A 23,354-nucleotide genomic window follows, 5' to 3' on the forward strand; every position below is an offset into this window, starting at 1 on the left:
CCTATTCGCAGGCGGGATTACCGCCCGACAGGTTCCACTATTCGTAGCATTGGAACCCGATCACTTCCTGCCTGGATGTGCCCCGCCCCCCGCCCTCCAGTGAGGCCGTGAGGCGGATCGGCGCGCAGCCGACACGGTCCAGCCAAAAGCCGACATGCGTGCTTTCGCCCGTCGGAACGTGCGCCACCGCTGCGGTGCGATCCAGCAGCCGTCGTGCAGGGCGATGGGTGCCGCTCACCGCAAAGGCGGGCGCCTCCTCGATCGCAACCAGCCGCACACGCTCCGGCGCGGGCAAGCGATCGTCGCCCCCGTCCGTAATCGTGATCACGACCAGAACGGAGTCGCCGCTGGTTACGGCGTTGCCGAGCAGATCGGACGTCTGCAGCAGATCGGGGGAGAGCTTGCCCGTGTCGCGCAGAAACAGCTGTGCGGATATTCCGGCTATCTTGAGCGCCGCCACCACCGGGGCTGCGATCAGGCCGATCGTCACCGCGACACCGGCAAGGCATGCGCATCGCCACCGCCTGCTATTCATCCTGTCGCCGCGATAGGCCATCTCAATGCAGCGTGATCACGATGCCCTCTTCGAAGAAGCGATAGCCCAGGCTGGGGTTTACGAAGGCGACCGGTGCGACATTTACACCCTTGCAGCGGATCCAGCCGGCGACGCTTGCCGGCGCATCGAGCGTCGCCGGGAAGCGCCAGGACGTCCCGAAATGGCGGGCCAGTTCGGCACGGCTGCGATGCTTGATGTCGTCGTAATTCGCGCCCGCCGGGCAGCCTTCATAAAGGGGATCGATCACCCGATCCGGTTCCAGCCCCAGCTGGGTGGCGCCGGTCTGCGTCACGCCCGCTTTCGCCTCCTTCGACCCGCTGATCTCGCCGAACGACCAGGTCTTCAGCCAGTAAGGTTTGCCCGCCGCGCTGCAGGCGCCGGCGGACAGCAGCACGCTTGCTGCCAGGATCGCGATCGCTTTCATTTCAGCCTCAGGAAATAATGCGTCTTCTTGGACCACCAGGGATTGGTGAAGGACACGCTGGCAACGCCGGTGCTGCTTTGGGAGCCGATCCAATGGCCTGCGTCGGTGACGATGCCGACATGATCGTGCGTCATGCCGGTGCCTTTGGGAAAGCAGATCAGGTCGCCTGGCTGCGGCGGCGGCGTCGCGCTCTGGAAGCGCCGGTCGTCGAAAATCTGCGCCGCCGTCATGAACGCGAAGCCTGCATCGGGCTTGGCCTGGCGCAGCACGTAGATGACGAAGCCCGAACAATCGAACCCCTTCGTGCTATGCCCGCCCCAGGTATAGGGCTGCCCGGCCGCCTCCTCCGCGACCTTCGTCGCCGCGGTGACGATTTCCGGCTGTCCCAGTCCCTCTGCCTGCATTGCCCGCTCCTGTTTCGCGACGTCCTCTAAGGCTTAGGCCAGCAACGTCCGCCGCGCGGTCCGCAAGGTATCGTCCACCGATGGTTCGACATGCACCAGGACCAGACTGACATTGTCCTTTGCCCCGCGATCCAGCGTCACCTTCAGCAGATGATCGGCCGCATCGTCGGCCGTGCGCGCCTTCAGCACCGCCTCGATCTCGTCGTCGTCCATCATCCCGGTCAGCCCGTCCGAACACAGCAGGAAGACATCCCCTTCCTGGATCGGCCCGCTGGCAATATCCAGCGCCAGCCGATCATTCACGCCGACGGCGCGGGTGATGACGTTGGAGCGTCCATAATAAGGCGCATCGGCGCGCTGCAGCGCCCCGGAATCGATCAGCTCCTGCACCATGCTGTGATCGCGCGTGATCTGGTTAAGGCGTCCATCGCGGAGCAGATAGACCCGGCTATCCCCCGCCCACAGGCAGGCGAAATGCCCATCGTAGATCAGCAGCGCGACCAGCGTCGATCCGATCACCGTGCCCGGACGCGACAGGCGCGCATGCGACACCAACGTCCGATTGACCCGCTGGACGCTCTCCTGGACCTCGTCCAGGAAGGCATAGCCCGTGCCCAGGAGCTCGATCGAACTGAGCGCATCGACGATCATGCTGGAGGCCAGATCGCCCGCCTGATGCCCGCCCATGCCGTCGGCCACGGCCCACAGCCCGACCTCCGGACGGCTGAGCACGCGGTCCTCGTTCAGCTTGCGCACGCAGCCGACATGCGTTCGCTCGGCCGTTTCGAAGCTGAAGCCCGGCATCGGTCAGCCCTCCACGTCAAACAGGCGCGCAAAATCGGCGCCGGTGGGCATGGAGTCGGTCACGGTCGCCCGCGCGGCCGGATCGGATGCGCGCCACCAGCCCTCCTCCTCGGCAGCCGCGTCCTCCGCCGTGTCGCTGGCAATGACGATCAGCCGCGCCCGGGTCTCATCCGCGTCCAGCCCATGATCGCGCGCTTCGGTCAGCAGCTCCGCGATCCGCTGCGCGCCGCCGGGTTGCGCATCGGCGGTCGCGATCACCGGATACAGGCGCCCCACTTTGTCCCGGCTCGCCGCAAGCGCGCCGCTAATGTCCCCCGGCAATCGGAAACACCAGGTCGGCAGTTCGGACAGCCTTTCGTCCAATTCATAGCCGGCACTCATGGCGAACCGGTCCACCTCCGCCGTTAGCCAGCCGTCGAGCGTCCGCACCAGCTCCGGGTCGCCCCGGCGCACGAAGTCGCCATGCGCCGGCAGCTTGCCGAACAAGGCCGCGCGCGGCGCCTCGCTCAGAAGCCGGACGGGCACCGGAAGCTCCCAAGCTCGCGGATCGTGAAGGGATTGGTCGTGTTCAGCATCCGCACGCGCAGGCCGACACTGGCACCACCATCGCTGACCGTGACGACGAACCCGCGCGAGGTGACGTTGCTCAATCGCGAATCGCGCAACATGCGCGAGAACGCCCAATCCCCCGTCCAGCTGCGCACGCTCGGGGTTGGCGAGCCCTTATGCTGGAACGACACCGTCACGCCCGGCGTCGCGCCCGGCCACCGCAGTTCGACGCTCCGCCGGTCGGTTGCCGTGAACGCTGCCGGCGCCCCGTCCAGCGTCAACGTCACCGCCGTCGCATCGCCATCGATCCGCAGCGGTTCGATCGCCATGCGCACGTTGGGGCGGATGTCGCCCGGCTTGAAGAAGGCCTGACGGATCGCATCCGCATTCTGGAATTGCCGCACGGCCGCCGAAGACAGGCCGAGTGCACGGCCCGATTGGGTCAGCCCCCAATATTTGCCGCTCATATCCATCTGTCCGGCCAGACTGGTCGTCTGGAACGAGTCGATCAGGCCGCTCGGCCGGAACAGTCGGCTGAAATCGTCGATCGAGATTTCGTGCGATGAATTCCCATCGAGCGGGAAACCCTGCGCCACGATCGACCGACATTCGGGGTAGAGCTGCTGCGCATAGATCGTCTTGATGCTGGCATGCGCGTCCTGGTTGAGCTGCTTGGTCGACGCGTTGACGAAGCCCTTGAACAGGGATCCTGCCGCCGGCGGCAAACCGCCCGCAACTTGGTTCAATCGCGCCGTGGCCGCCATCGCCGCCGCCTGTTTGTCCCGCGTCAGCGTGGGATCGGCCAGACCGGCTGCCGAGCGCAACGCCGTCCCCGTATCGCCCACCGCCGTGAGCGCGATCAGCGCGTCGTCCAACGGCGACGGGCCGGTCGGCGGCGCGATATCATGCAGCCAGCGGAAATGCTCGATCACTTCGTCCAGCGGCCCTGGCGGGGCAGGCCCGGCCGAGGATGCCGCCGAATCCACCTGGTTGGCCTTGTTCAGGCCGCGATAGATGGAGCGCGAGAAGAGCGAGCCGACGCGCAACGCCGCCGCGCCGCGACCGCGCTTCAGCGATGGCGGCGTGAGGTCGGTCTCACTCCCCCAGGCCGTGAACAAGGCCTTGACAGGCGATGGCGGGCGCACCGCGAGTTGCAGGCGTTCGTCCATCGGCCGTTCGCCGCTGACAACCACGTCGTCGATCATCTCGTCCCAGCGTCGGGTAAAGTCGGCCAGGTAGGTAGTGAGCAGCGCGTCCTTGATCCGGCCGGTCTCGCTCGTCAGCGGGCTTGAGGCGGTTCCCGCCTCGCCCGTTACCCAATTCTCATTGGCCGACTGCGCGGCATAACGGCCGATCGCGGGCAGCACGTTGGTGATGAAATAGCGGCGCCGGAACATGCCGGGGATGCCGGCCGTCAGGGGCTTGCCCGATTTGCGGGTGAACAGCCGCGAATTGCCGACGCCGGGCACTTCCGCAATCGTGAAGGCCGGCAGGCCACGCAGCGCCGGATCGGCCAGCAGCTGCGCATAGACGCGCTCGCCCGGCCCGAGCGAGGAGACGCGATCGCGCGATGCCGAAATCAGGCTGGCGTTCAGACGCGGCGGATCCATCGGGCCCGCCAGCAGGGAGGCGAGATGCGCGTGCAAGATATCGCGCTGCGGCGCCTGGTCCTCACCCGGGAAGGCATTGCTCCAGCGATCGTCGAACGCCGCCAGGATGCCCTGCCGATCCAGCGGAGCGCCCTTCGCCCGGCCCAGCATCAGATACAGGCGCAGCACGCTATAGGTGTCCGCGCGATTATCCTTGCCCGGCTCCTGTGGCGCGCCGTTAAGCTCGGTCAGCTCATCCTCCAGGCCCAGCAGCAGGCGCGGCAGGAACTGCTGGTTCAGCAGATTATGATACGCGCCGTCGACCTGCGGCCGCAGCGTGCCGACCTGGCCCAGCCCCCATGAGAAGCCGGGCGTGCGATCCGCCATCGGTGCGGTGCTGGAGAAGGGCAAGGCACGCGCCTCTCCCAGCGGCTCCAAGATTTGCGTCACGTCGCTGTCGCTGATCGGACCCTGCGGCAGCGCCTGCACGCTCTTACGCAAGATGCCGGCCTGCGTCTCCAGCTTGTCGATCAGCGCGCTGTTGCGGAAATAGCTGACCAGCCACAACAGGGCGATAATCGCGGCAAGCGCCGCCGCCGCCCCGATCGCGCCGAACTTGATCAGACGCGCGCGCCGCTCGACGGCCGGATCGCGGCCTGCCAGCGCCGCCTCGGTGAAGACGACGCGCTTCAGCAGATCGGCGAGGAAGTAGCTGCGGCCCTTGCTATTCTCCAGCCGCGCGCCGCCCAGGCTCAAGCCGAACCGGCTCGACAAGGCACCAAGCAGCCGATCGATCGGGCGGCCGAACTGCGTACCGCTGGTGAAGTAGAATCCGCGCACCAGCGGCTGCGTCTCGAACTTCGTCGATTTCGCGATCGTTTGCAGCATCCGGCCCAAAGGCTGGCGCAGCGACGCGAATTGCTGCGGAAAGCCGAAGATCAGCCCGCGCCGGATCATGTCCTGTTCCGACTGCATCCGCATCAACATGCGCGAATCCAGCCGCGTGAGCAGTCCGTCAAAGGCGCGATCGAAACTGGGTGCTTCGTCCGGCAATTTGCCGTCCTTATCCAGCTTCCACGTCTCGCCCCACACCTGCTCGCGCTCGTGCGCGCTCAGATCCTCGAAATATTCGTTGAACCCGGCGAGCAGATCCATCTTCGTGATCAGCACATAGACAGGCAGCCGGATGCCGAACGCCTCCTGCATCTCGTTGATGCGGTGGCGGATCGCCCGCCCGTGATCGATCGCCGCGCTTTCGTCGGCGCCGGCCAGATCGGCGACCGAGATCGCCACGATGATGCCGGTCAACGGTTGGCGCGGACGATGCTGCTTCAGCAGATCCAGAAAGCCGCGCCACGCACCCGCATCGACCGCCTGATCGCTGTCCTGCGTGGTGTATCGTCCGGCCGTGTCGATCAGCACGGCGCGATCGGTGAACCACCATTCGATCGTGCGCGTGCCGCCAATCCCGCGGACCGGGCTGTCGCCCACCTCCTGCGCGATCGGAAAATCGAGCCCGCTATTGCGTAAGGCGGTCGTCTTGCCCGCGCCTGGTGGCCCGATGATGGCGTACCAGGGCAGCTCGTAGACCATCTCGCCTTTGGCGCCGATCTTCGCATCGCGCATCAGCGCGAGCGCCTTGTCGGCCCGCTCCTCCATCGCGGTGATGTCGGCTGCGGCCAGCTCGCTCTGATTGGCGGCCTCCGACGGACGGCCCTCCAAGTCAGCGACCAAGGCCCGGTTGCGCTGCCGCTCGCGCCATTTCCGCCAGCCCCAGCGGCCGCCGACGATCAGCAGGATCAGGACGATCAGCCCGACCCGCGCCCACACCCAGCCGAGCGGAGCCCAGCGCGCGATCGAGATCAGTGGCCCAACGAACCAGATGAGCAGGGCCAGCGCGATCAGGCCAAGCACGATCATGACGCCGCGCGAGGGACGAACCCAGATCCGCCTGAGCCAATATGGCTTCGAAAGCACCATTAGCGGGCTCCCCCTTCGACATAATTCTTGGGGATAGTCACCTCCACGCGGCGGTTTTGCCGCCGGCCCTGTTCGTCGTCATTCGATGCCACCGGCTGCGTCTCGCCCACGCCCGCCGGGCTCAGTCGCCCGCTTTCGATACCCTTCGCGGTCAGCGCCTGGACCACCGCCCCCGCGCGCGCTTCCGACAATGCCTGGTTGGACGGGAAGCGCAGCGACACGATGCGCTGGGTGTCGGTATGCCCGGTTACTGGAACCGTGCCCCTGGTCAGGTCGATTGCCTGCGCGATGCGGCCGATCGTCTCGCTGTAGCTGCTGTCCAGATCGGCCGATCCCGATGCGAACAATCCCTTGTCCTTCATCCGAACCTGCACGGCATCGGAGCTGTCGGTCACGGCGACGCGGCCGGCATCGATGTCCGGCTTCAATATGTCGAGGATCGTCAGATACAGCCGGTTATCCGATGGCGGCGCGGGCGCCGACCGGTTCAGGCTGGCCGGGCCTGCCCGGTAATTGGCAGTCAGCGGCGCGGTGGCGCGCGATCCCAGCGTGCCAAGATGCAGCAGGAAGCCGGCATAGAGCGCGAGCAGCAACAGCGCGAAGCCGACCAGCCAGACCCATAAGGGCGTCTGCCGGGCGACCGGTTGATAGGCGGCGTCGACGCCGGTCCAGTTCGGGGACAATCCCCGCTCGACCGGCCCTTTGAGATTGCGGATCGCCGCATAGAGGCGTTCGCGCAACTGGACGAGGCGGCTGGCCCCGCCGCGTTCCAGCCGCATCCGGCCTTCGAAGCCGAAGGACAGGCAGACGTAGATCAGCTCCAGCAGATTGGGCGAGCGGCCGGGCCGCGCTTCCAGCGCGTCGGCCAGCTCGAACATGCGGTCGCCCGAGACGACCTCATTATGGAAGGTGGCGACCAACGTCTGTTGGCCCCAGCTGCTTTTGACGCCCCACGGCGTCGACAGCACGACTTCGTCGATCAGCGCGCACAGCACATAATGGCCGTAGCGCGCATCTTCATCGCCTACCGCCAGTTCGCGCGTGCGCGTCTGGAACCGGCGCAGCTCGTCGACGACGGTGCGCCGCAGCCGCACGACGTCACCCGGATCGACGACGCTGCGCAGCGAATTGGCCAGCGCGATCAGGGGCGCACCCGCGGCCAGCAAGGCGTTGGCGCTCGCCGCGCCGAAACTGTCGAGCGACAGTGGCGCGGGCGTGAACGGCGTGTCGGCAACCCCGCCTTGCGCGGCAGGCGCACGCGGCTGGGGCGTGTCGGGACGCGCAAACGGCCCGGCGGCACCGGACCGGATCTGGGTCCTATCGTCGGGATCGATCGGGCTTTGCGAAATCTGGGTGCGATCGTCGGGATCGACGGGGGCCTGCGGCGACCGGCCGATCATCGTGCGATCGGCATCGTCGTCCGGCTCGAACGGGTTGCGCCCGCTCACCTTGTACGTCCCCGGATCGCCCACAGCTCAAGCTCAAGATCGGGAACGTCGCCCGAAACATGGATGGCGACGCCGCCGGATCGTTCGATCAGATGCCAGTCTTCCGAACTGGTATTCACCTCGAAATAGATCATGCTGGCCCGGAAGGGGATCTGGCGCGGCTCGGCCGGCAGCGGGCGGATCGGTGCGCCACCCAGCTGCAGGTTGACAAGGTCCCGGATCCGCTCGACCGCACCGATCGTCGTGCGCTTCGGCAGGTTGGTGCGAATAAGATCGCCGTCGATCGACGAGCGCGCCGCCAGCACGAACGTGCAGTCGCTGAACAGAGACCGATCGGTGATCTTGCCGACGCGGATGCCATAAGCGCGATCCTCCAGCGGGATCGGGATCGCGGTCTGCTCGAACACGGCGCTCAGCGCGTCGCGCAGGAAGCCGACCAACGGCGCGAAACTCGCCTGCAGGTCGTTATGCTGATAGGCGGCGAATTCCGGCGGGCGGTTGGAACCGCTCTCCGTGAAAGTCGCGATCTCGCCGGCCAGGCCGGTCAGCGTGCGGTAGAAATCCTGCGGATGCAGATCGGCCAATGTGCCCAGATGGCGCAGCACGGCTTCGTTGCGGTTGATCATCATCAGCGTCAGGAAGTCGCTGATCTCGGCCACGCTCTTGCCGCCCGGATCGGCCAGCCGCGCGGCGATTGCGGAGCCGCGATGCTGCAGCAGCCCGCGCATCTCGGCCAGGAAGCCGCCCAGCTTGGCCGATACGTCGCAGCTCAAGGCGGTGGGGATGAATTCCGGATCCAGCACCAGCGCGCCGTCCAGCCGTTTTTCGATCAGCCGCGCGACCGGCAGGGTCACATAGCCGGTCAGTTCCTGCTGATCGTGCATCAACGTCAGGTCCAGCTTGCCGACCATCACCGGCGCGCTGCCTTCGCTATCTTCGATCGTATCGGGAATTTCGGTTTCATGCGCCGCCCAGCGGAGCGGCTGGCCGCTGCGCGCTTCCAGCCGCGCTTCGAACGCACCTGGCCGGCGGATCGGCAAGGCCAGGTGGACGATGGCATTCCGCAGATCGCCGGGCACGTCCAGCGGACGGGGATGATCGTCGGCGGACGGCGCGTCGAATACGGTCCCGTCCGGCAGGATGCCGGCCGCCCGCGACAGCGCCAGCGATCCGGTGCGCAACAGCCCTTCGTCAATCTCCAGCCGGGCAAAGCCCCAACCGAGCGGGTGCAGCCAGCGGGCGGTGCTCTCGTTCAGCCGCTCGATATAGCGTTCGAACTGCTGGAAATGCTGCGTCCGAAGGAACATGCCCTCCGACCACAGGACCTTGTTATTCCAATACATTTCGACCCTCGCCCCCTGCTGTCGATCTTATTGCCATTGTTTGCTGTCGCCCAGTTCCTCGGCCTGCGCCTCATAGGCACGGCGGAAGGCACGGTTGATCATGCCGTCGGCGCTATCGTCGGCCTCGGCACGCAATCGCGCCGCAATCTCGACATAGCCCGCCCACAAGGCGGCATCGCGCTGGGCCTTGATCAGGAAATTACGATCGCCGATCTGGCTTTCGATCTCCTGCGGCGACAATGCCTGGAAGGTGGCGGCCAGTGCGCTGCGCATGCCCGCCAGCATACACAACAGATGCGCCTTCACATCGCGCAGCGCCTCGTTGAGCGCGCGCTCGCCAGTCGTGTAGCCGCTGCCTTCGCCGCGCAGCAATTCCACCGCGATCCGCTGCGGCGGTACCCATTTGAACGGATTGTTGCCCTGCGGCTGGACCGTGGTGCGGACCATGCGATATTCGTTCCGCAGCGCGGTCCGCTCCTGCATCAGGTCGGAAATGCCGAGCACCGATTGCCGGTAAACACCGCCCAACCGCTCCATCAGCGCGCGGCGATCCTCGCCCGCAAAGGCGTTGGGATCGATCCCGGCACCCGCGCAGAAATGCTCGAACAAGGCGTCGCCGTCCGATGCCGGCGGCGGCACCGGCTTCTTCTTGGCCTTGGCGGCCGGCGCCTCGGCGGCAGGGGCCAGGATCGGCTCGGGCGTCGCTACCGCCGCCACCGCAGGCGTACTGGGCGCGGGCGGGGTCGGTGCCTTGCGGCTTGCCGGCTCCATCCAGTCGGACGGGATCGCCGTCGACTGGCTTGGCACTGCCGGCTGTTCCAGGATCGGCCGGTTGAACGGCGCGTCGAAGCCATAGCCGGCTTCCGCCGCTTGCGGGGGCGGCTCGCGCCACTCACGCTCCGAACCGATCAGGGTCGAATGTTCGGGCTGACGGTGCGACGAGGTCGGCTTCCAGCTGCCGGCCGGGGCATCGGGCGGACGGTCCCATGCATCTTCATTGGGTACAGGCCCGCGCTGGCTCAGCGGATCCAGCTTGAGCGCGCTATCGAATGGCTTGCTCTTCGGCTTGCGCGATTCTTCCTTGGTTTCGTCGATGCCGCGGAAGGGGGAAGCCAGGTCCGGCGTCGTCACCGGATCGGCGCCGCCACGGCGCTCCTCCTCCACCACCAACAGATAATTGCCGAACTGGATGGCCTCGCCACGTCCCACCGGAATCGCCCGATCGCGATCGACCCGCTGCCGTGGACTGCCCAGGAATACGCCATTGGCGCTGGTGTCGCGGATCGTCAGCAACCCGCCCCGACTGGCGATCGTCAGATGCTTGCGCGATACGACCCGGTCAGGATCGGCCACCTGCCAATCGGCCTTGCTGTCTCGGCCGATCGAGATCTCGCCATCATCCAGTGCGCGGCTGTCCAACTGGTTGGTTGGATCATCCTTTCGAAACAATCTCAGTCGCAGCACACGCCGACCTCTTCTTAGCCCCATGTGAACGGACGCGCACGCACGCTACCGCCGTAACGCATCAAGCCAGATCGCGAACATTCGTTCCGTCTCCGGAAAGACGCGGCATCAATATTCTAGGCGCAGGTCAAGGCTGCCCGACGCAGCCCATTGTTGTTGCAGTAAATTCACTGGTCACACGGCAGGATTGCACGTCCCGTCGGGCGGCAGATTTTTCTTTGGATCGTAGAATACGATCACGATGCCACATCCGCCGTCCGAGATGTGCGGCAGTTGCTTTGCATCCACCCAGGACCGCGCCGGTCCGTTCTTGTCTATGTCACGACTGACATAGACTCCGACGATCGTCTGATCGCCAAGATAAGCGTAGCGACGGATATAATGGGAAAGCGGCTCCGCCCCGCGCGGCAGTGTCACGGTGCGCTCGATCTTCTCCATCAAGGCGTTTTGAGCGGGCGACGCTGCCTGCAGAAAGAAGCCCGCAACGCCGATCAACAAACAGGCTGAGCGCTTCACGACCTTCTCCTGCTGCACCGTTGCTTAGGTAAGCGTACCACGTTCATCCGACGTGCTGGCCTGCTCTTATTTCGGAAAGGGCTTTACCAGTACCCATTGACCAACCGGGACCGGGCCGACGTGCCGGGCGATTGCGTCATAATCCTTGTCACCGCGGCGGTAGCGTATCAGCGCGTCGCCCATGTCGCCTCCGTCCGACGTCGCACGGAGCTGCAATATATAAGTACCATCGGCCTCGCGCATGGCGGCACCAACAGTCTCAACTTGCTTTTCCTCCCGCGCCTGATCCGCCTTCGGCGCCTTTCCGTTATCCACCGCGTGACAGCTACTTGCCGCGGAGAGGATGAGCGCCCCAATAAGACGCCAATGCCGGTGTGACGATCGAACCATGTGATCCTTGTAGATCCCCGATGACCCGTCAGCCGATCACCCGCGAGCCAGTCGATGTTGCATGCGTTCCCTACACCGCTCCCGCGCCGCTATCGGTTATTCCGGGAAGGGCTTCACCGGCACCCATTTGCCGACCGGGACCGCGCCAATATGCTTGGCGACCTCGTCATACCCTTTGTCACCGCGCTTGTAGCGCATCAGTGATTGGCCAATGGCGCCGCTGCTCGATGTCGCGCGCAGCTGCAAGACATAGGTGCCGTCCGCCTCGCGCGTCGCGACACCGATCGTCTCCTCCTGTTGCTCCTTGTGCGCCTGGTCCACCTTCGCTGCCTTTCCCTTGTTCACCGCGTGGCAGCTACTTGCCGCCAAGAGGATTAGCGGCCCAATAAGAATCCAATGCCGGCGTGACGATAGAACCATGTGAGCCTCCGTACGCGCGTGCCGCGCTTTCCGCATATGTTTCCGACAACCCGGCGACACCGGGTTGCGTTTCATAGCTTGGCAGCGCGGCGACATCCTTCAATCGCGCAGCAACGAAGTCAGGGCTCTGCGAGTTGCGCGCGGCGCCGGCATATTTGTCGACCGCGTGCGTAACCTCATGCACAACCAGGTTTTCCGAACCATGGCCGTTGCCAGTCAGCGGGACGCTCCGGTTCGTAGCGTCCCCTCGCGTTGCAATCACAACCGCATTCCGGTCGGGCATGAACGCGCCGGGCACGCTGTCCCAGGAGCTACCGGGCGGCCAACCGCGCGGCTTCACGCCTTTCAAGTCGCTGGCAAAGTCGGTGACCGATCCGCGCGCGGCGATCACGTCGACCTTGTTGTCTTTCAGCGTCTGCAGCGCGGGCTCCGGCATCTTCTTCAGCTCGCCGACCACGGCATCGACGTCGGCCTGGGTGCCAGTCCCGCCCGGTTTGGTGATCGATTTGGCCAATGCTTCCGATTTGGGCGTGCCACCGCCGGTACCGCCTCCAGCGCCAGCTCCGCCGCCGCTACTGCCACCAGGATTGGCCGCAGCCCCACCCGATCCCCCACCAGAGGAGGAAGACGGTCCTGATCCGCCCCCGCCCGCGAGGCTGGATGCTGCACCGACACTGGTCGCACCGGTTGGTGCGGGAAGGGCAGGTTGGATCTGCGGCGTGAACGTCGTTGGCGCGCCGCCGCTGTTCAGCTGGATCTTGTCCGCATCGATCCACACGCCGCTCGACGTGATCGTGATCTTGCTGCCACCGACGTGCAGCACGATGCTTTCGGTTGCGGCGATGTCGACCGCCTTGGCCGCGATCTCCAGATGCTCCGTGATCGACACGCTCTCATGGCGATTGACCGTCCGCACGAAATCGCGCCCGGCCAGCAGATCGATCTTCTCGCCGCCCCCTTTGTCCTCGAACAACAGGTGGTTGGTCTTGCCCCCCTCGCCCGACGTCCGCCAGCCGGCCTGCGTCAGATTGGCGGGCAGGTCGAAGCCATGCTTGTTCTTGCCGTTGTACAGGCAGCCGATGATAACCGGATTTTCGGCGCGACCGTCGATGAAGTCGACCAGCACTTCCATGCCCGGCCGCGGGATGAATTGCGATCCGATCTGGTTGCCGCCCCATTGTTGCAGCACGCGCACCCAGCAACTGGAATGGCCGCTATGATCCCAATGGAAGCGCACCTTGACGCGGCCGAGGCCCTTGCCGTCATTCTGGTCCAGCACGACCGCAGTCTGCGGACCGGAGCTGATCGCGCGCGGCGTCGATTGCGGCGGCCGGAACGGCTGCGCGCTCGGATGCGCCTCGAACTGCTGCTTATAATAGGGCTCGCCTTCGTCCGACGCATAGGGATCGAACACCGAATGGCGGACGCCGCTGACGACGATCCGGCGCTCCCACGGCTCAAGCCGCTGGTCGTTGACGCTGAAGCGCGCGCCCGGGGCAAAGGCGGAATAGGTGCCCTGCCCCTTCATGTTGACCGATCCGCTTTCGGCGCCCTCGACGCGCAGGTTCGCGCGCGACTGGCCGCCGCTGGGATCCTTATAGCCGGCACCCCATTGGAAGACCTGGCCCTTTTTCTCGGCCCAGCTCAGGCGGCTGGGCGCCGTGACCGGCGTCAGCTCCCCGGGTTGCTTATAATTATAATCGTGCGTGACGACCTTGGAGGGTGCGGATCCATAGCCCATCTGCAGCGAATTGAGGCCGCGCGTCAGATGGTCGCGGCGGAAATTGATCTCGAACGGCTCGCCGTCATAATAGCCCGACGGATCGCCGGCGATGATCATGCGGTGCTTATAGGGCGCCGCCCCCTCATCATATTTGAAATAATAGAAGACGCCTTCGTCTTCCATCATCCGGCTGACAAGCGCGAAGTCGCTCTCGTCATGCTGGACGATGTAGGATCGCACGGGCGAATTGCCCCATTTGGCATCGTCGAACGCGATATTGTGCTCGCCCAGCACGGTCTCGACGACCTGCTTGGCGCTCTTGTCGTTAAAGATGCGGCGATCGCGCGTCATCTTCAGGGACTCGAAGGCGGGCTGCACGCGAATGAAGAATTCGACGTAGCTGCCTTTTTCGTGAAGATGACGGAAGTCCGAGCAGCGGCCATTGATGGTGCGCTCGGCCCCATCGGTCTGCCCGAACGAAAATGTGATGGATGCGCCGATCCAGGATTCCGCCTTGGGGACCTGGCCTTGCGATCGGATCGTCAACTCGAACGAAAAAGGTTCGGAAAGCTTCTCTGTCCCGTCCATGCGGAACAGCTTGTAATTGTCGACGCTCCCCGGGGCTTCGATCAGGTGAAGAAACCGATTGGGAAAACGCGCCACCTTATGCTCCAGTTAATTCGGGCCGTGCCCGACGAACAAGCACCTCAGCAGTCGAACCGGCCATGCACCTGCATGGCCGGCCAACCGTATCGTTTAGAGGGACTTGTTCTGCTGGAAGTCCACACCACCGCGGACGGCGCGCTCGTTGCCGGCAGCGTCGGTCAGGAACTGATTGATCTGGACCGACGTGAAGTTAAGCGTGATATTCTCATTCGGCTGCGAACCGCTGGCCGAAGTACCCGACGTGGTAAACGACGAGCAAATCACGTTTGCGAGCGTATATTCCATATACTTCTGCTCGCCGCCATCAGACGCCTGACGGGTCACAGCGAGAGTTGCATTTTCCGTATTCTTACCCTGCAGCGACTGAATCATGAACTGCGTGGTCGAGTCGTCCTGCTTCTTCGTGAGATGCAGATCGCCTGGCGTCACCTTACCCGACGAAACACGATTGCCGGAGGCGCCCGACGTCGTCTGGACTGCAACCGAGAATCCCCAGCTGTAGGAATCGACTTCGATCCAGTCCTTGTACTGCGACGACGTGGCAGCACCCTTAAGGTTACCAAGCTTCAAATACACAGGCATAACAATCTCCCTCGAACGAACTGCTACGGGTCCGAAACGCACGAACTGCGTTACGGTTCTAATAGTACTAGCTTAAATTAATTTCTACCTCCCTTTGGGCGTCGGCTTTTAGCTCGATCTTTTCAACACTTTCCCCATCTTGTCTGCGCTGCAGCAAAAGACCCGCTAGCCTGGGCGCGATCCCTCCAGCGATGACGGCTTCGACGTTGCGCGCGCCGCTCTGTGCTTCAGTGCAGCGTGACGCAATCGCATCGACTGTAGCCTCGTCCCATTGCAGTTCCGCGGCATAGCTGTCGCGAACCCGCTCCCCGAGTCGGCCAAGTGCCAGCCCCACGATCTCGCGCAGGATTTCCGGCTTCAGCGGGAAATAGGGAATAACCGTGACGCGGCCCAGAAATGCCGGCTTGAAATGCTTCAGCAATTCGGGCCGCAGCGCATCCGCCAGGCCTGCCGCATCGGGCATGGTCTCCGGATCGGCGCACAATTTCTCGATCAGGTCCGAACCGGCATTGGACGTCATGATCAGCATGGCGTTGCGGAAGTCGACGTCGCGCCCCTGCCCGTCCTTGATCATGCCCTTGTCGAACAATTGATAGAAAACGTCCTGAACACCAGGATGCGCCTTCTCCATCTCGTCCAGCAGGACCACACTGAACGGCTTGCGCCGCACCGCCTCGGTCAGGACGCCGCCTTCGCCATAGCCGACATAGCCGGGAGGCGCGCCGAGGAGCATCGATACCTTATGCTCCTCCTTGAATTCGCTCATGTTGATGACGGTCAAATTCTGGGTACCGCCATAGAACATGTCGGCCAGCGTCAGCGCCGTCTCGGTCTTGCCGACGCCCGACACGCCCACCATCAGGAACACGCCCGTGGGCTTGCGCGCGTCGGTCAGCCCGGCGCGTGAGGTGCGGATCGCATCGCCGATCACGCTCAGCGCCTGATCCTGGCCGCGGATCCGCCGCCCGATCTGCGCTTCCAGCTCCAACACGCCGCGCAGCTCGTCAGCCACCATCCGGCCCACCGGAACGCCGGTCCACAATGCCACGACATCCGCCACCGCGTGACGATCGACGACGTGGAACACCATCGGCCGCTCGCCCTGCAGCGTCGCCAGCTCGGCCTGCTTGTCCTTCAGCTCCGCCCGCAAAACGTCGGTCGCATCCGGCCCGCCCAAAGTCTCCCGCGCAGCGCCGATCGCCTCGACCAGCGCCTTTTCTTGCTCATAGCGCGCCGTAAGCGCCTCGCGGGTCGCGTTGGTCTGCGCCAGCTCTTCCTCGATCGCCGTTGTCCGCGCGCCATGTTCGGATGCGCCTGCCCCTGTCTCGCGCGCCAGAATGTCGCGCTCGATCGTCAGGGCATCGATCCGTCGGCTGGCATTCTCGATCGCGGCAGGTGTCGACGTCTGGCTCATCGCCACGCGCGCGGCCGCCGTATCCAGCAGGCTGATCGATTTATCGGGAAGCTGGCGACCAAAGATGTAGCGATGCGACAGGCGCACCGACGCCACCACCGCTTCGTCCAGGATCCGCACCTTGTGGTGTTTCTCCAGCGTCGCGACGAGGCCGCGCATCATCTCGATCGCCTTGCCCTCGTCCGGCTCGTCGACCTTCACCACCTGGAAGCGCCGGGTGAGCGCGGCATCCTTCTCGAAATATTTCTTATATTCGGCCCACGTGGTCGCCGCGACCGTGCGCAGTTCGCCGCGCGCCAGCGCCGGCTTCAACAGGTTGGCGGCATCGCCCTGCCCTTCCTGCCCGCCGGCTCCGATCAGGCTATGCGCCTCATCGATGAACATGATGATCGGCGTCGGCGAGCTCTTGGCCTCTTCGATCACCTGCTTCAGCCGGTTCTCGAATTCGCCGCGTACGCCTGCGCCGGCCTGCAGCAATCCCATGTCCAGGCTCAGCAGCCGCACGCCGCGCAGCGCCGGCGGCACGTCCTCGGCCACGATGCGCAGGGCGAAACCCTCGACCACCGCCGTCTTGCCCACGCCGGCTTCACCGGTGAGGATCGGATTGTTCTGGCGGCGGCGCGTCAGGATATCGATCACCTGGCGGATTTCTCCGTCGCGGCCGATGACCGGATCGATCCGGCCTTCGCGCGCCTGCGCGGTCAGGTCGATACAATAAGTGTCGAGCGCCTTGCCCTTGCCCATCACCGGCACCGCCGCGGGCGCGCCCGGTTCGGCCGTCGCGGCAGGCGCACCCGCACCTTCGCCGGCTATTGCCGCGAAGTTTCCAGCCAATATGTCCGCATCGACCTTGCTCAGCTGCGACGCCGCCTCGCGCATCGCGCTGCCCATGTCGCGATCGGCCAACAAAGCGGCGAGCAGATGGCTCGGGCGGACGATCGCCTCGCCCTGCTCTACCGATGCGAACAGCCACGCTTCGCGCGCCAGCCGCACGATCCGCGGCGACAGGGCCGGCGGGCGGCCATTGCCGGTCCGCAGCCGATCGAGCGTGCGGTTGAGCTCCGCGGCCAGCCGTCCGGTATCGACCTCGAAATGGCTGAGCACGGCGCGCAGATCGGGATCGTCCCGCTCGACCAGTTTCAGCAGCCAATGTTCCAGTTCGGCGTCGTAATTGGTGCGGGACATCGCGCTCGCGACCGCCCCCTCCAATGCCTCACGGCTGCCGGGATCGAGCCGTGCGACCAACGCCTTCAAATTCATGCACATTCCCCCAAAATGCCGGTTTCGTTCGAAGGCGCCGATCCGGCCGCGCATCGCCCCGCGCTGCCATAGCCTTCGTCCTGTCTTCTATTTGTGACGGTCGACGGGTCGAACCGCAGGCCCAGTTTTTTACGGCCGGCCTGCACGGGTGCGACGATCCGATTCGGGTGATCGCCGATCGCTAACAGCTCATCCTGATGTTTCGCCGTAGGAGGACCCTCGGCAGTAACCGGCGCCAGTCCCAAGAATAATCGCCCCAAAATTTGTTAACTTGAGTTTAAACCGTTCGTCGTAGGAATCGATCCGTCACGGTTCATCTTATCCCGCTTCCGGCCCGGCTCGTGGCGGGCAGCACCGCATCGTCCCGATCCTTCTTGGCCGGACCGGCCAGCAACCAGCCCGTGCGCGACAACATCGGCGCGCTGCTTTCCGCCAGTTGCACCTGCGGCACCTCATCCGCCTGCAGCACCAGTTGGATATCGAAATCCACCGTCCCGCCAATCGCAAACCGCACCGCCTCGGTCAGCCGCTTGTGCAGCCCGTCCGCCTCGAAAAAGGCCTGGAAGGACGGCCAGTCGAGCGGACCGATGCGGATGCGGAAGCGGCCGGTCACATCGGGCACGGTCTCGCCCAACACGGCATTCAGGCCCAATCCGGCATAATTGCCGCGCGGCTGGTAGGCCGATCCGAGCCGGGTCTGTTCGGCGCGATCGATCCTGATCCAGCGAGACTGTAGCTCGATCACTTCCACCGGCATCGTGAACATCGCCGCTACGATCCGGCGCAGCGCCCCCGGCGATCGGACCCGCCGTGCCAGCGATCCCGCCGCCGCCAACGTGTCCGGCGCATCCAGTCGGGCGATCCCCGCGAGCGCTGCAAGCGCCTGACTGAAGGGATCGGTGAAGGCGCCGCCATCCTCCTCAAACTGCACCGGGAGGCGGTATTTGGCCCAGGCGCGATAGAACAGGCTGATCGCGCGATGATTGAACAGGTCCAGGAAGCGGGCCAGCGCCTCGTCCCGCGCACGCCGCTGCCCGACGACCAGGTCGGAATAATGATCCGGCATCACCCCCATCGGGCCGGTGAGCCCCATCGGCGCCACCGTCATCTCGACCGGGCCGTCCTCCGCCGGGCGATCCAGCGCCACGATCTCCGTATCGGGGTGGCGCATACCGTCCATGACCCGAAAGCGCACCGGCTCGGCGTCCGCCCGCGTATCGTCGCCCACCCCGCGCCCGGTGGCGGCAAGGATCAGGCGAACCGTCTGGAAGAATTCCGCGCGGGCCAGAGCGCGCCCGCTCGGGGGCGTCAGAGCAGGGCCCGCGTGCCCGTGCGCGCGTTCCAGCGCTGCCATGGATCCTTCTCCCCTTTGAGCATGAGCGTGGTGCGGCTGAAACTGTTGATCGCGGCCATCGAAGCGAACACCCGGTCCAGCAGCGCACCGAGCAGGAAGACCCCCGATCCGGACAGGCGCCGGTCTTCGAATTCCAGCATGATCTCGGTGCCGCCGACAAAGGCGATCCGTCCGGCGGCCGGCGCGCGCGCCGTGGCGGGCCGCGTATGCACCGCCCGCAGCCGCTCCGCCGCGCGCCGTCCCTCGGCGCCGGCGGGGCTGTCATGCAGCGCCAGCAATTCGCGCACCAGGTCGATGGCCAGCGCGGGATCGGCGATGCTCATATGGTTGAGCGAAAGATGCGAGATCAGACGCCACAAGGCGCCATGTCCGCGCTCGGGCCGCTGGGTATGGGTGGGCGCGGTCAGGAAGACCGCGCGGTCGACCTGCCCGCCCGAAGTCAGCATCGTCAGGCGCGGCCGCCCGTCCCCGCGCGGCAGATCCGCCGCCAGGTTGCGGTTGGTGCAGGTGAGCGTGATGGAGGCCACATGATCGGCATCGGCAACATGCACGCCTTTGCTGTCGACGGTCGACAGGAACACGTCGTCTCCGCCCGATCGGTTCGTGGCCGCGCGGCGCGTCAGGCGCCAATAACGCTGCCCCTCATTGCGCCCACCGCCCATCGCGTAGAACGGGAAATAGGGTTGCGCCGTGCCGCCGCGATCGGCGACGCTGACCTTGTCGACCGAATAGACTTCGGTCGTCGCCTCACGCCGCGCATCGGGCACGATGCGATGTTCGTACCGGCCCGGAATGAGCCGCACCGGTTCCGCCTGCTGACGGAACAGATTGACCACCGGCGTGGCGAACAGCCGGAAATCGCTCGCGCTGACCTGCCGCTCCAACGCCGCATCGAACCGGTCGAGATACAGGAAGACGTCGATCGTGCGCCCGCCGTCGCGTAGCGTCTTCGCATCCAGCCCCGTCAGGTCGAAGAACAGGAATTTCTCCGCGAAACCGAAATATTCGGTCATCAAGGCATGCGCCGGGTCGCTCGCCGGCCCCAGCGGCACCAGGACTTCGTCTTCGGCAAAGCCGACCGGGCGGATCGTGTCCGGCGGCAGGATCACCGGATGCGGATCCGCGGCGTCGTCCGCGACAGCAACCGAAAGCGTGCTGCCGGTGATCAGCTCGTACAGCATGTTCGCCGTGCGCGCCGGCGACGCAATATAGAAGCGCAACCGGTCCAGGCCGAGCTTGGCGAAGGTCAAGTCGGGAATCGTCGTCTCGAGCGTCAGGCGCAGCACGCCTTGCGCGGTGGCCGCATGGCGATTTTGCGGTGCCAGCAGCGGCAGCCCCGAAATCGCCGCCTTGCTCAGCCGGACCGGCCACATCTCGACCGGATAACCCGTCCGGAACCGCACCGGCTCGCCGCCCACCGGCTCCGTCATCAACTCCGCACCGGCGGGAACCGTCGTCGCCGTCTGCAGCCCCGCCTGCGGCGTCAGCTGCATGATCGCCATCGACGGAAAGGGCCGCAGATAATGCGGGTAGAGCAGATCGAGCAGCGAAGTGGTCAGCTCGGGAAAATCATCGTCCAACTTCATGCGCGTGCGCGCATTCAGAAAGGCGAAGCCTTCGATCAGGCGGGCGACATGCGGATCGTCAATCTGGTCGCCGGCGATGCGCAGCCGTCCGGCGATCTTCGGATTGGCCTCGGCAAATGCCTTGGCCATGTCCCGCATGAAGCGCAGTTCGCTATTATAATAAGGCAGGATGTCGTCGAACATCAGCTGTGCATCACTAGATAGGAGCGGATGGGATCCAGATGGCTGTCGAACATCAATTCCTGCCGTTCGCCGTCCAGCGTCACTACGCCGCTGATGCGGATCCGCAGGGTGCGATCCAGCTCATCCTTGTTGGGCAACAGATTGACTTCAAACCGGCCGATGCGTGGCTCCAGCCGCCGTAGCAGACGCTCCACATCCTCGATGAACCGGGTGCGGAATTCGTCCGCAGTCAGCGTCTCGTTGACCAGATCGTCCAGCCCATAATTGAGCAGGCTGCGATCCAGTTCCTCAAGCTCGGACGGCCACGACAACAGCCGCCGCCGGCTGTTGAGCATGGCTTCCAGGTCGCGGCACAGGCTTGCGCGCAATTGCGCGACCGGACTGCGCCGGTCCTCCGTCTCGACCAATTTGTCCAGCAGCGACGCGGTCATTCGGCGACCACCAGCTCCGTAAACTCACCCATCGCGACCGCATCCTCCCCGATCAGGAAGGTGCGCAGGCCCACGCCAACCGTCTGCGCGCCCTGCTCCACCCAATCGGTTTCGCGGCCAAGACGTTGGGCATCGCTCATCGATTCCGCGAAATAGACTGCGGGCAGATAGACGACGCCATTCGGTCCGCCGCGCACGTCCAGCTCCGCCTGGCGCCAGACCAGGTCGCGCGGTCGTTCCGGCGTGACCAGCTTCAGGTGGCCGATCTGCGCCAGCGACACCCACACATATTTGCCGGTCGTGGTGAGCACTTCCAACACGCCGGCGGTGCGATCGTCGCCGTCGCGCAGGCCGGTGAAGGGTTGCCCGTCGATCGTGCCCTGCAGCTCCGCCTCCTCCTCTTCGCTCGACGCGTCCGCGCCGGCGAGCTCGGCCAGCGCGCGCGTGATCGCAAAATCCGGTTCCGCCACCAGTTCCGGTGGGCGCCGCTGGGTGAAGGTCTCCGCCCGTGCGGTGGCTGCCCGGATCAACTGCCGCGTCAAGGCGACGGGGAGTGCCAGCTGCGTGTCCTGCTGGGATGCGATCTCCAGCTGATTGTCCGCCCGCTCCAACTCGCCCTGCAGGATCAGGATGTCGGCCAGCGCCAGCCGATGCCCGGCCTGGGCCGGTTCGCTGCGGACCTTACCGGCCAGCAGGGTGCGCAATCCGTCCAGATCGCCCTCCCGCAACAGGGCGGACGTGTCGCTCGTGGCTGCCGCTTCGCTCATGCCGCTCCGGGCTCCTTCATGATGGTGACGAGGTGGAATTCGCTGATCGCCTGATCCAGCTGGAAATGCGGCTTCAGCGCGACGCCGCATTCATAGCTTCCCGGCGTTCCCGGCAATTCGCGCACGGCAATGCGCGCCTCCTGCAGCGGATATCGCGCCTTCTGCTCGAACGACACATCATTGCCGCTGCTGATATATTGGTTGAGCCAGCGTTGCAGCCGCTGCTCTATTTCGTCGGCGGACTTCAGCGCGCCGATCCATTCCCGGCCGATGATCTTGATATAATGGGCGAAGCGCGACACGCACAAAATATAGTTCAGCATCGTGCCGAGCTGCTGGTTGGTGCGCGCAATCTCGGTATCGTACGTGGTCGTCGGCTTGTGCAGAGAGGGCATGTTGTGGATCGCCAGATAGGGCGTATCCTTTACCCGCCGCACGCTGATGAAACCGGCCTCGGCCAATTCCCGGTCCAGCCCCTCGGACAATTGCACCTCGACCGGAAATTTGACAATCTTGCCCGGCGCGTCGGTCTCGAAATCGACCACCGGTAGCGTGGCGACCAGCCCCGCTGTCAGTTCGTCGCGCACCAGCCCGCGCACCGACGCCGGCCATCGATAATCGTTGAAAGCACGCAGCACGACATGGCCGATCGCCAGGCCGCCCGCGCCCCACAGCGATTGCCGCTCGTCCGCTTCGTAGCGAAAGCCGCAATCGCCGACCTGGCGTCCGCGCCATGGCCCGCGCAGCCGGACCCGCGGCGCGACCACGCCGACGAAGCGCGCATCCGGGCGCTCCTGAAACGACCGCAGGCGCATATAGGCCGGGTTGCGGAAATCGGCCGAGAGCGTCTGGCGCAGGTCCATGTCGCCAAAATTGTCCACGCCGAACAGGCCGGGCGCTGCGTCCAGGATGATCGGCGCGAACGCGGCGGCGCCCACGGCGGCCAGGTGGCGTAATATCTCGACATCGTCCGTCTTGCGGCCGCGCGTCGGGCGATGCTGCACATCGTACAGGCCAATCAGCATCGAGAAGGGCACGCCGCCGGGCATGTCGAATTCTTGCGAATAGACCAGATCGAACAAGGCGCTCTTGTCGAATTCCGGCGCGCGCTCGAAGTCGCGTCCAATCTCGTGCCAGCGCGCGTCGAGCAGACGGATGCGCGACATGTCATCGATCCCCAACCCCATCGCCAGCCAGCGGACGCCGCGCCAGGCGGATTCCAGCGCGGCGAACCGGGGATGGGCGATGATCGCGTTGATCTGCTCCGAAAGCAGGCTGTCGATCGTGGCGATGGCATAGTCGATCTGCGCGCGCGCCTGCGCCGGGGGCGCATCGCCCACCCATGCGGCCAACGCTTCCTCGTCCGTCAGGGCGAGGAAGCGGTCGAGCGCCGATGGATCGATCGTGCCTTGAGCGATCGACTGGAGCACCGTGTCGCCAAGTGTCGGCGACCGGCCCTCGCCGTCCGCCGCCACGGCCAGCGATACGGCGTTCATGGCCG

20 protein-coding genes are annotated in these 23,354 nt (G+C 65.2%); all 20 read right to left on the bottom strand.

What is annotated here, in order from left to right; genetic code table 11:
• Nucleotides 1-37: 37 nt before the first annotated feature.
• The 20 genes from ACSBM8_RS13270 to tssC all read right to left on the bottom strand — a co-directional run bounded on the left by ACSBM8_RS13270 (nt 38) and on the right by tssC (nt 23,349).
• Nucleotides 38-535 (bottom strand): hypothetical protein, encoded by a 498-nt coding sequence (locus ACSBM8_RS13270; protein WP_442678484.1) that lies wholly within the window; start codon nt 533-535, stop codon nt 38-40.
• 22 nt (nt 536-557) lie between these two features.
• Nucleotides 558-980, bottom strand: coding sequence for a hypothetical protein (locus ACSBM8_RS13275; protein WP_442678485.1), 423 nt, complete (start codon nt 978-980; stop codon nt 558-560).
• Complete coding sequence (locus tag ACSBM8_RS13280) at nt 977-1,384, bottom strand: C40 family peptidase (protein WP_442678486.1); 408 nt, start codon at nt 1,382-1,384, stop codon at nt 977-979. The genes ACSBM8_RS13275 and ACSBM8_RS13280 overlap by 4 nt, the downstream gene beginning before the upstream one ends.
• A 33-nt stretch (nt 1,385-1,417) precedes the next feature.
• Nucleotides 1,418-2,188 (bottom strand): PP2C family protein-serine/threonine phosphatase, encoded by a 771-nt coding sequence (locus ACSBM8_RS13285; RefSeq protein WP_442678487.1) that lies wholly within the window; start codon nt 2,186-2,188, stop codon nt 1,418-1,420.
• A gap of 3 nt (nt 2,189-2,191) precedes the next feature.
• Nucleotides 2,192-2,713, bottom strand: coding sequence for a type VI secretion system-associated protein TagF (gene tagF / locus ACSBM8_RS13290; RefSeq protein WP_442678488.1), 522 nt, complete (start codon nt 2,711-2,713; stop codon nt 2,192-2,194).
• Nucleotides 2,695-6,306 carry a type VI secretion system membrane subunit TssM gene (gene tssM / locus ACSBM8_RS13295; RefSeq protein ID WP_442678489.1) on the bottom strand — a complete coding sequence of 1,204 codons (3,612 nt, stop codon included), beginning with the start codon at nt 6,304-6,306 and terminating at the stop codon, nt 2,695-2,697. Before tssM ends, tagF begins: the two co-directional genes overlap by 19 nt.
• Entirely contained in the window at nt 6,306-7,754 is a 1,449-nt protein-coding gene (gene tssL / locus ACSBM8_RS13300; protein ID WP_442678490.1) for a type VI secretion system protein TssL, long form, read from the bottom strand. The genes tssM and tssL overlap by 1 nt, the downstream gene beginning before the upstream one ends.
• A complete protein-coding gene (gene tssK / locus ACSBM8_RS13305; RefSeq protein ID WP_442678491.1) occupies nt 7,751-9,061 on the bottom strand; it encodes a type VI secretion system baseplate subunit TssK in 1,311 nt (436 codons plus the stop codon). Before tssK ends, tssL begins: the two co-directional genes overlap by 4 nt.
• Before the next feature lie 63 nt (nt 9,062-9,124).
• On the bottom strand, nt 9,125-10,561 hold the full coding sequence (gene tagH / locus ACSBM8_RS13310; protein WP_442678492.1) for a type VI secretion system-associated FHA domain protein TagH: 1,437 nt from the start codon (nt 10,559-10,561) through the stop codon (nt 9,125-9,127).
• A 174-nt stretch (nt 10,562-10,735) separates the two neighbouring features.
• Nucleotides 10,736-11,077, bottom strand: coding sequence for a hypothetical protein (locus ACSBM8_RS13315; protein ID WP_442678493.1), 342 nt, complete (start codon nt 11,075-11,077; stop codon nt 10,736-10,738).
• A 66-nt stretch (nt 11,078-11,143) separates the two neighbouring features.
• Nucleotides 11,144-11,467, bottom strand: a complete 324-nt coding sequence (locus ACSBM8_RS13320) for a hypothetical protein (protein ID WP_442678494.1) — start codon at nt 11,465-11,467, stop codon at nt 11,144-11,146.
• Between the two features lie 96 nt (nt 11,468-11,563).
• Entirely contained in the window at nt 11,564-11,812 is a 249-nt protein-coding gene (locus tag ACSBM8_RS13325) for a hypothetical protein (protein ID WP_442678495.1), read from the bottom strand.
• Nucleotides 11,813-11,822: 10 nt separating this feature from the next.
• A complete protein-coding gene (tssI, locus tag ACSBM8_RS13330; protein ID WP_442678496.1) occupies nt 11,823-14,273 on the bottom strand; it encodes a type VI secretion system tip protein TssI/VgrG in 2,451 nt (816 codons plus the stop codon).
• A gap of 93 nt (nt 14,274-14,366) precedes the next feature.
• Nucleotides 14,367-14,858, bottom strand: coding sequence for an Hcp family type VI secretion system effector (locus ACSBM8_RS13335; RefSeq protein WP_442678497.1), 492 nt, complete (start codon nt 14,856-14,858; stop codon nt 14,367-14,369).
• 67 nt (nt 14,859-14,925) lie between these two features.
• Nucleotides 14,926-17,532 (bottom strand): type VI secretion system ATPase TssH, encoded by a 2,607-nt coding sequence (tssH, locus tag ACSBM8_RS13340; protein ID WP_442678498.1) that lies wholly within the window; start codon nt 17,530-17,532, stop codon nt 14,926-14,928.
• Nucleotides 17,533-17,845: 313 nt separating this feature from the next.
• Entirely contained in the window at nt 17,846-18,886 is a 1,041-nt protein-coding gene (tssG, locus tag ACSBM8_RS13345; protein WP_442678499.1) for a type VI secretion system baseplate subunit TssG, read from the bottom strand.
• Nucleotides 18,841-20,655, bottom strand: coding sequence for a type VI secretion system baseplate subunit TssF (gene tssF / locus ACSBM8_RS13350; protein WP_442678500.1), 1,815 nt, complete (start codon nt 20,653-20,655; stop codon nt 18,841-18,843). Before tssF ends, tssG begins: the two co-directional genes overlap by 46 nt.
• Complete coding sequence (gene tssE, locus ACSBM8_RS13355) at nt 20,655-21,086, bottom strand: type VI secretion system baseplate subunit TssE (RefSeq protein ID WP_442678501.1); 432 nt, start codon at nt 21,084-21,086, stop codon at nt 20,655-20,657. The genes tssF and tssE overlap by 1 nt, the downstream gene beginning before the upstream one ends.
• Nucleotides 21,083-21,853, bottom strand: a complete 771-nt coding sequence (locus ACSBM8_RS13360) for a type VI secretion system accessory protein TagJ (RefSeq protein ID WP_442678502.1) — start codon at nt 21,851-21,853, stop codon at nt 21,083-21,085. The genes tssE and ACSBM8_RS13360 overlap by 4 nt, the downstream gene beginning before the upstream one ends.
• A complete protein-coding gene (gene tssC / locus ACSBM8_RS13365; RefSeq protein ID WP_442678503.1) occupies nt 21,850-23,349 on the bottom strand; it encodes a type VI secretion system contractile sheath large subunit in 1,500 nt (499 codons plus the stop codon). The genes ACSBM8_RS13360 and tssC overlap by 4 nt, the downstream gene beginning before the upstream one ends.
• Nucleotides 23,350-23,354: the final 5 nt, after the last annotated feature.

This window comes from Sphingomonas sp. ASY06-1R (assembly GCF_052180265.1).
Lineage (GTDB): Bacteria > Pseudomonadota > Alphaproteobacteria > Sphingomonadales > Sphingomonadaceae > Sphingomonas_I.

Coding starts and splice junctions, on each gene's coding strand:
- tssE (WP_442678501.1), bottom strand. CDS start 21,086: ATGACCGCGTCGCTGCTGGACAAATTGGTCGAGACGGAGGACCGGCGC.
- tssC (WP_442678503.1), bottom strand. CDS start 23,349: ATGAACGCCGTATCGCTGGCCGTGGCGGCGGACGGCGAGGGCCGGTCG.
- tssF (WP_442678500.1), bottom strand. CDS start 20,655: ATGTTCGACGACATCCTGCCTTATTATAATAGCGAACTGCGCTTCATG.
- tssM (WP_442678489.1), bottom strand. CDS start 6,306: ATGGTGCTTTCGAAGCCATATTGGCTCAGGCGGATCTGGGTTCGTCCC.
- ACSBM8_RS13280 (WP_442678486.1), bottom strand. CDS start 1,384: ATGCAGGCAGAGGGACTGGGACAGCCGGAAATCGTCACCGCGGCGACG.
- ACSBM8_RS13360 (WP_442678502.1), bottom strand. CDS start 21,853: ATGAGCGAAGCGGCAGCCACGAGCGACACGTCCGCCCTGTTGCGGGAG.
- ACSBM8_RS13335 (WP_442678497.1), bottom strand. CDS start 14,858: ATGCCTGTGTATTTGAAGCTTGGTAACCTTAAGGGTGCTGCCACGTCG.
- tssH (WP_442678498.1), bottom strand. CDS start 17,532: ATGAATTTGAAGGCGTTGGTCGCACGGCTCGATCCCGGCAGCCGTGAG.
- tssG (WP_442678499.1), bottom strand. CDS start 18,886: ATGGCAGCGCTGGAACGCGCGCACGGGCACGCGGGCCCTGCTCTGACG.
- ACSBM8_RS13270 (WP_442678484.1), bottom strand. CDS start 535: ATGAATAGCAGGCGGTGGCGATGCGCATGCCTTGCCGGTGTCGCGGTG.
- ACSBM8_RS13275 (WP_442678485.1), bottom strand. CDS start 980: ATGAAAGCGATCGCGATCCTGGCAGCAAGCGTGCTGCTGTCCGCCGGC.
- ACSBM8_RS13285 (WP_442678487.1), bottom strand. CDS start 2,188: ATGCCGGGCTTCAGCTTCGAAACGGCCGAGCGAACGCATGTCGGCTGC.
- tssK (WP_442678491.1), bottom strand. CDS start 9,061: ATGTTCCTTCGGACGCAGCATTTCCAGCAGTTCGAACGCTATATCGAG.
- ACSBM8_RS13320 (WP_442678494.1), bottom strand. CDS start 11,467: ATGGTTCGATCGTCACACCGGCATTGGCGTCTTATTGGGGCGCTCATC.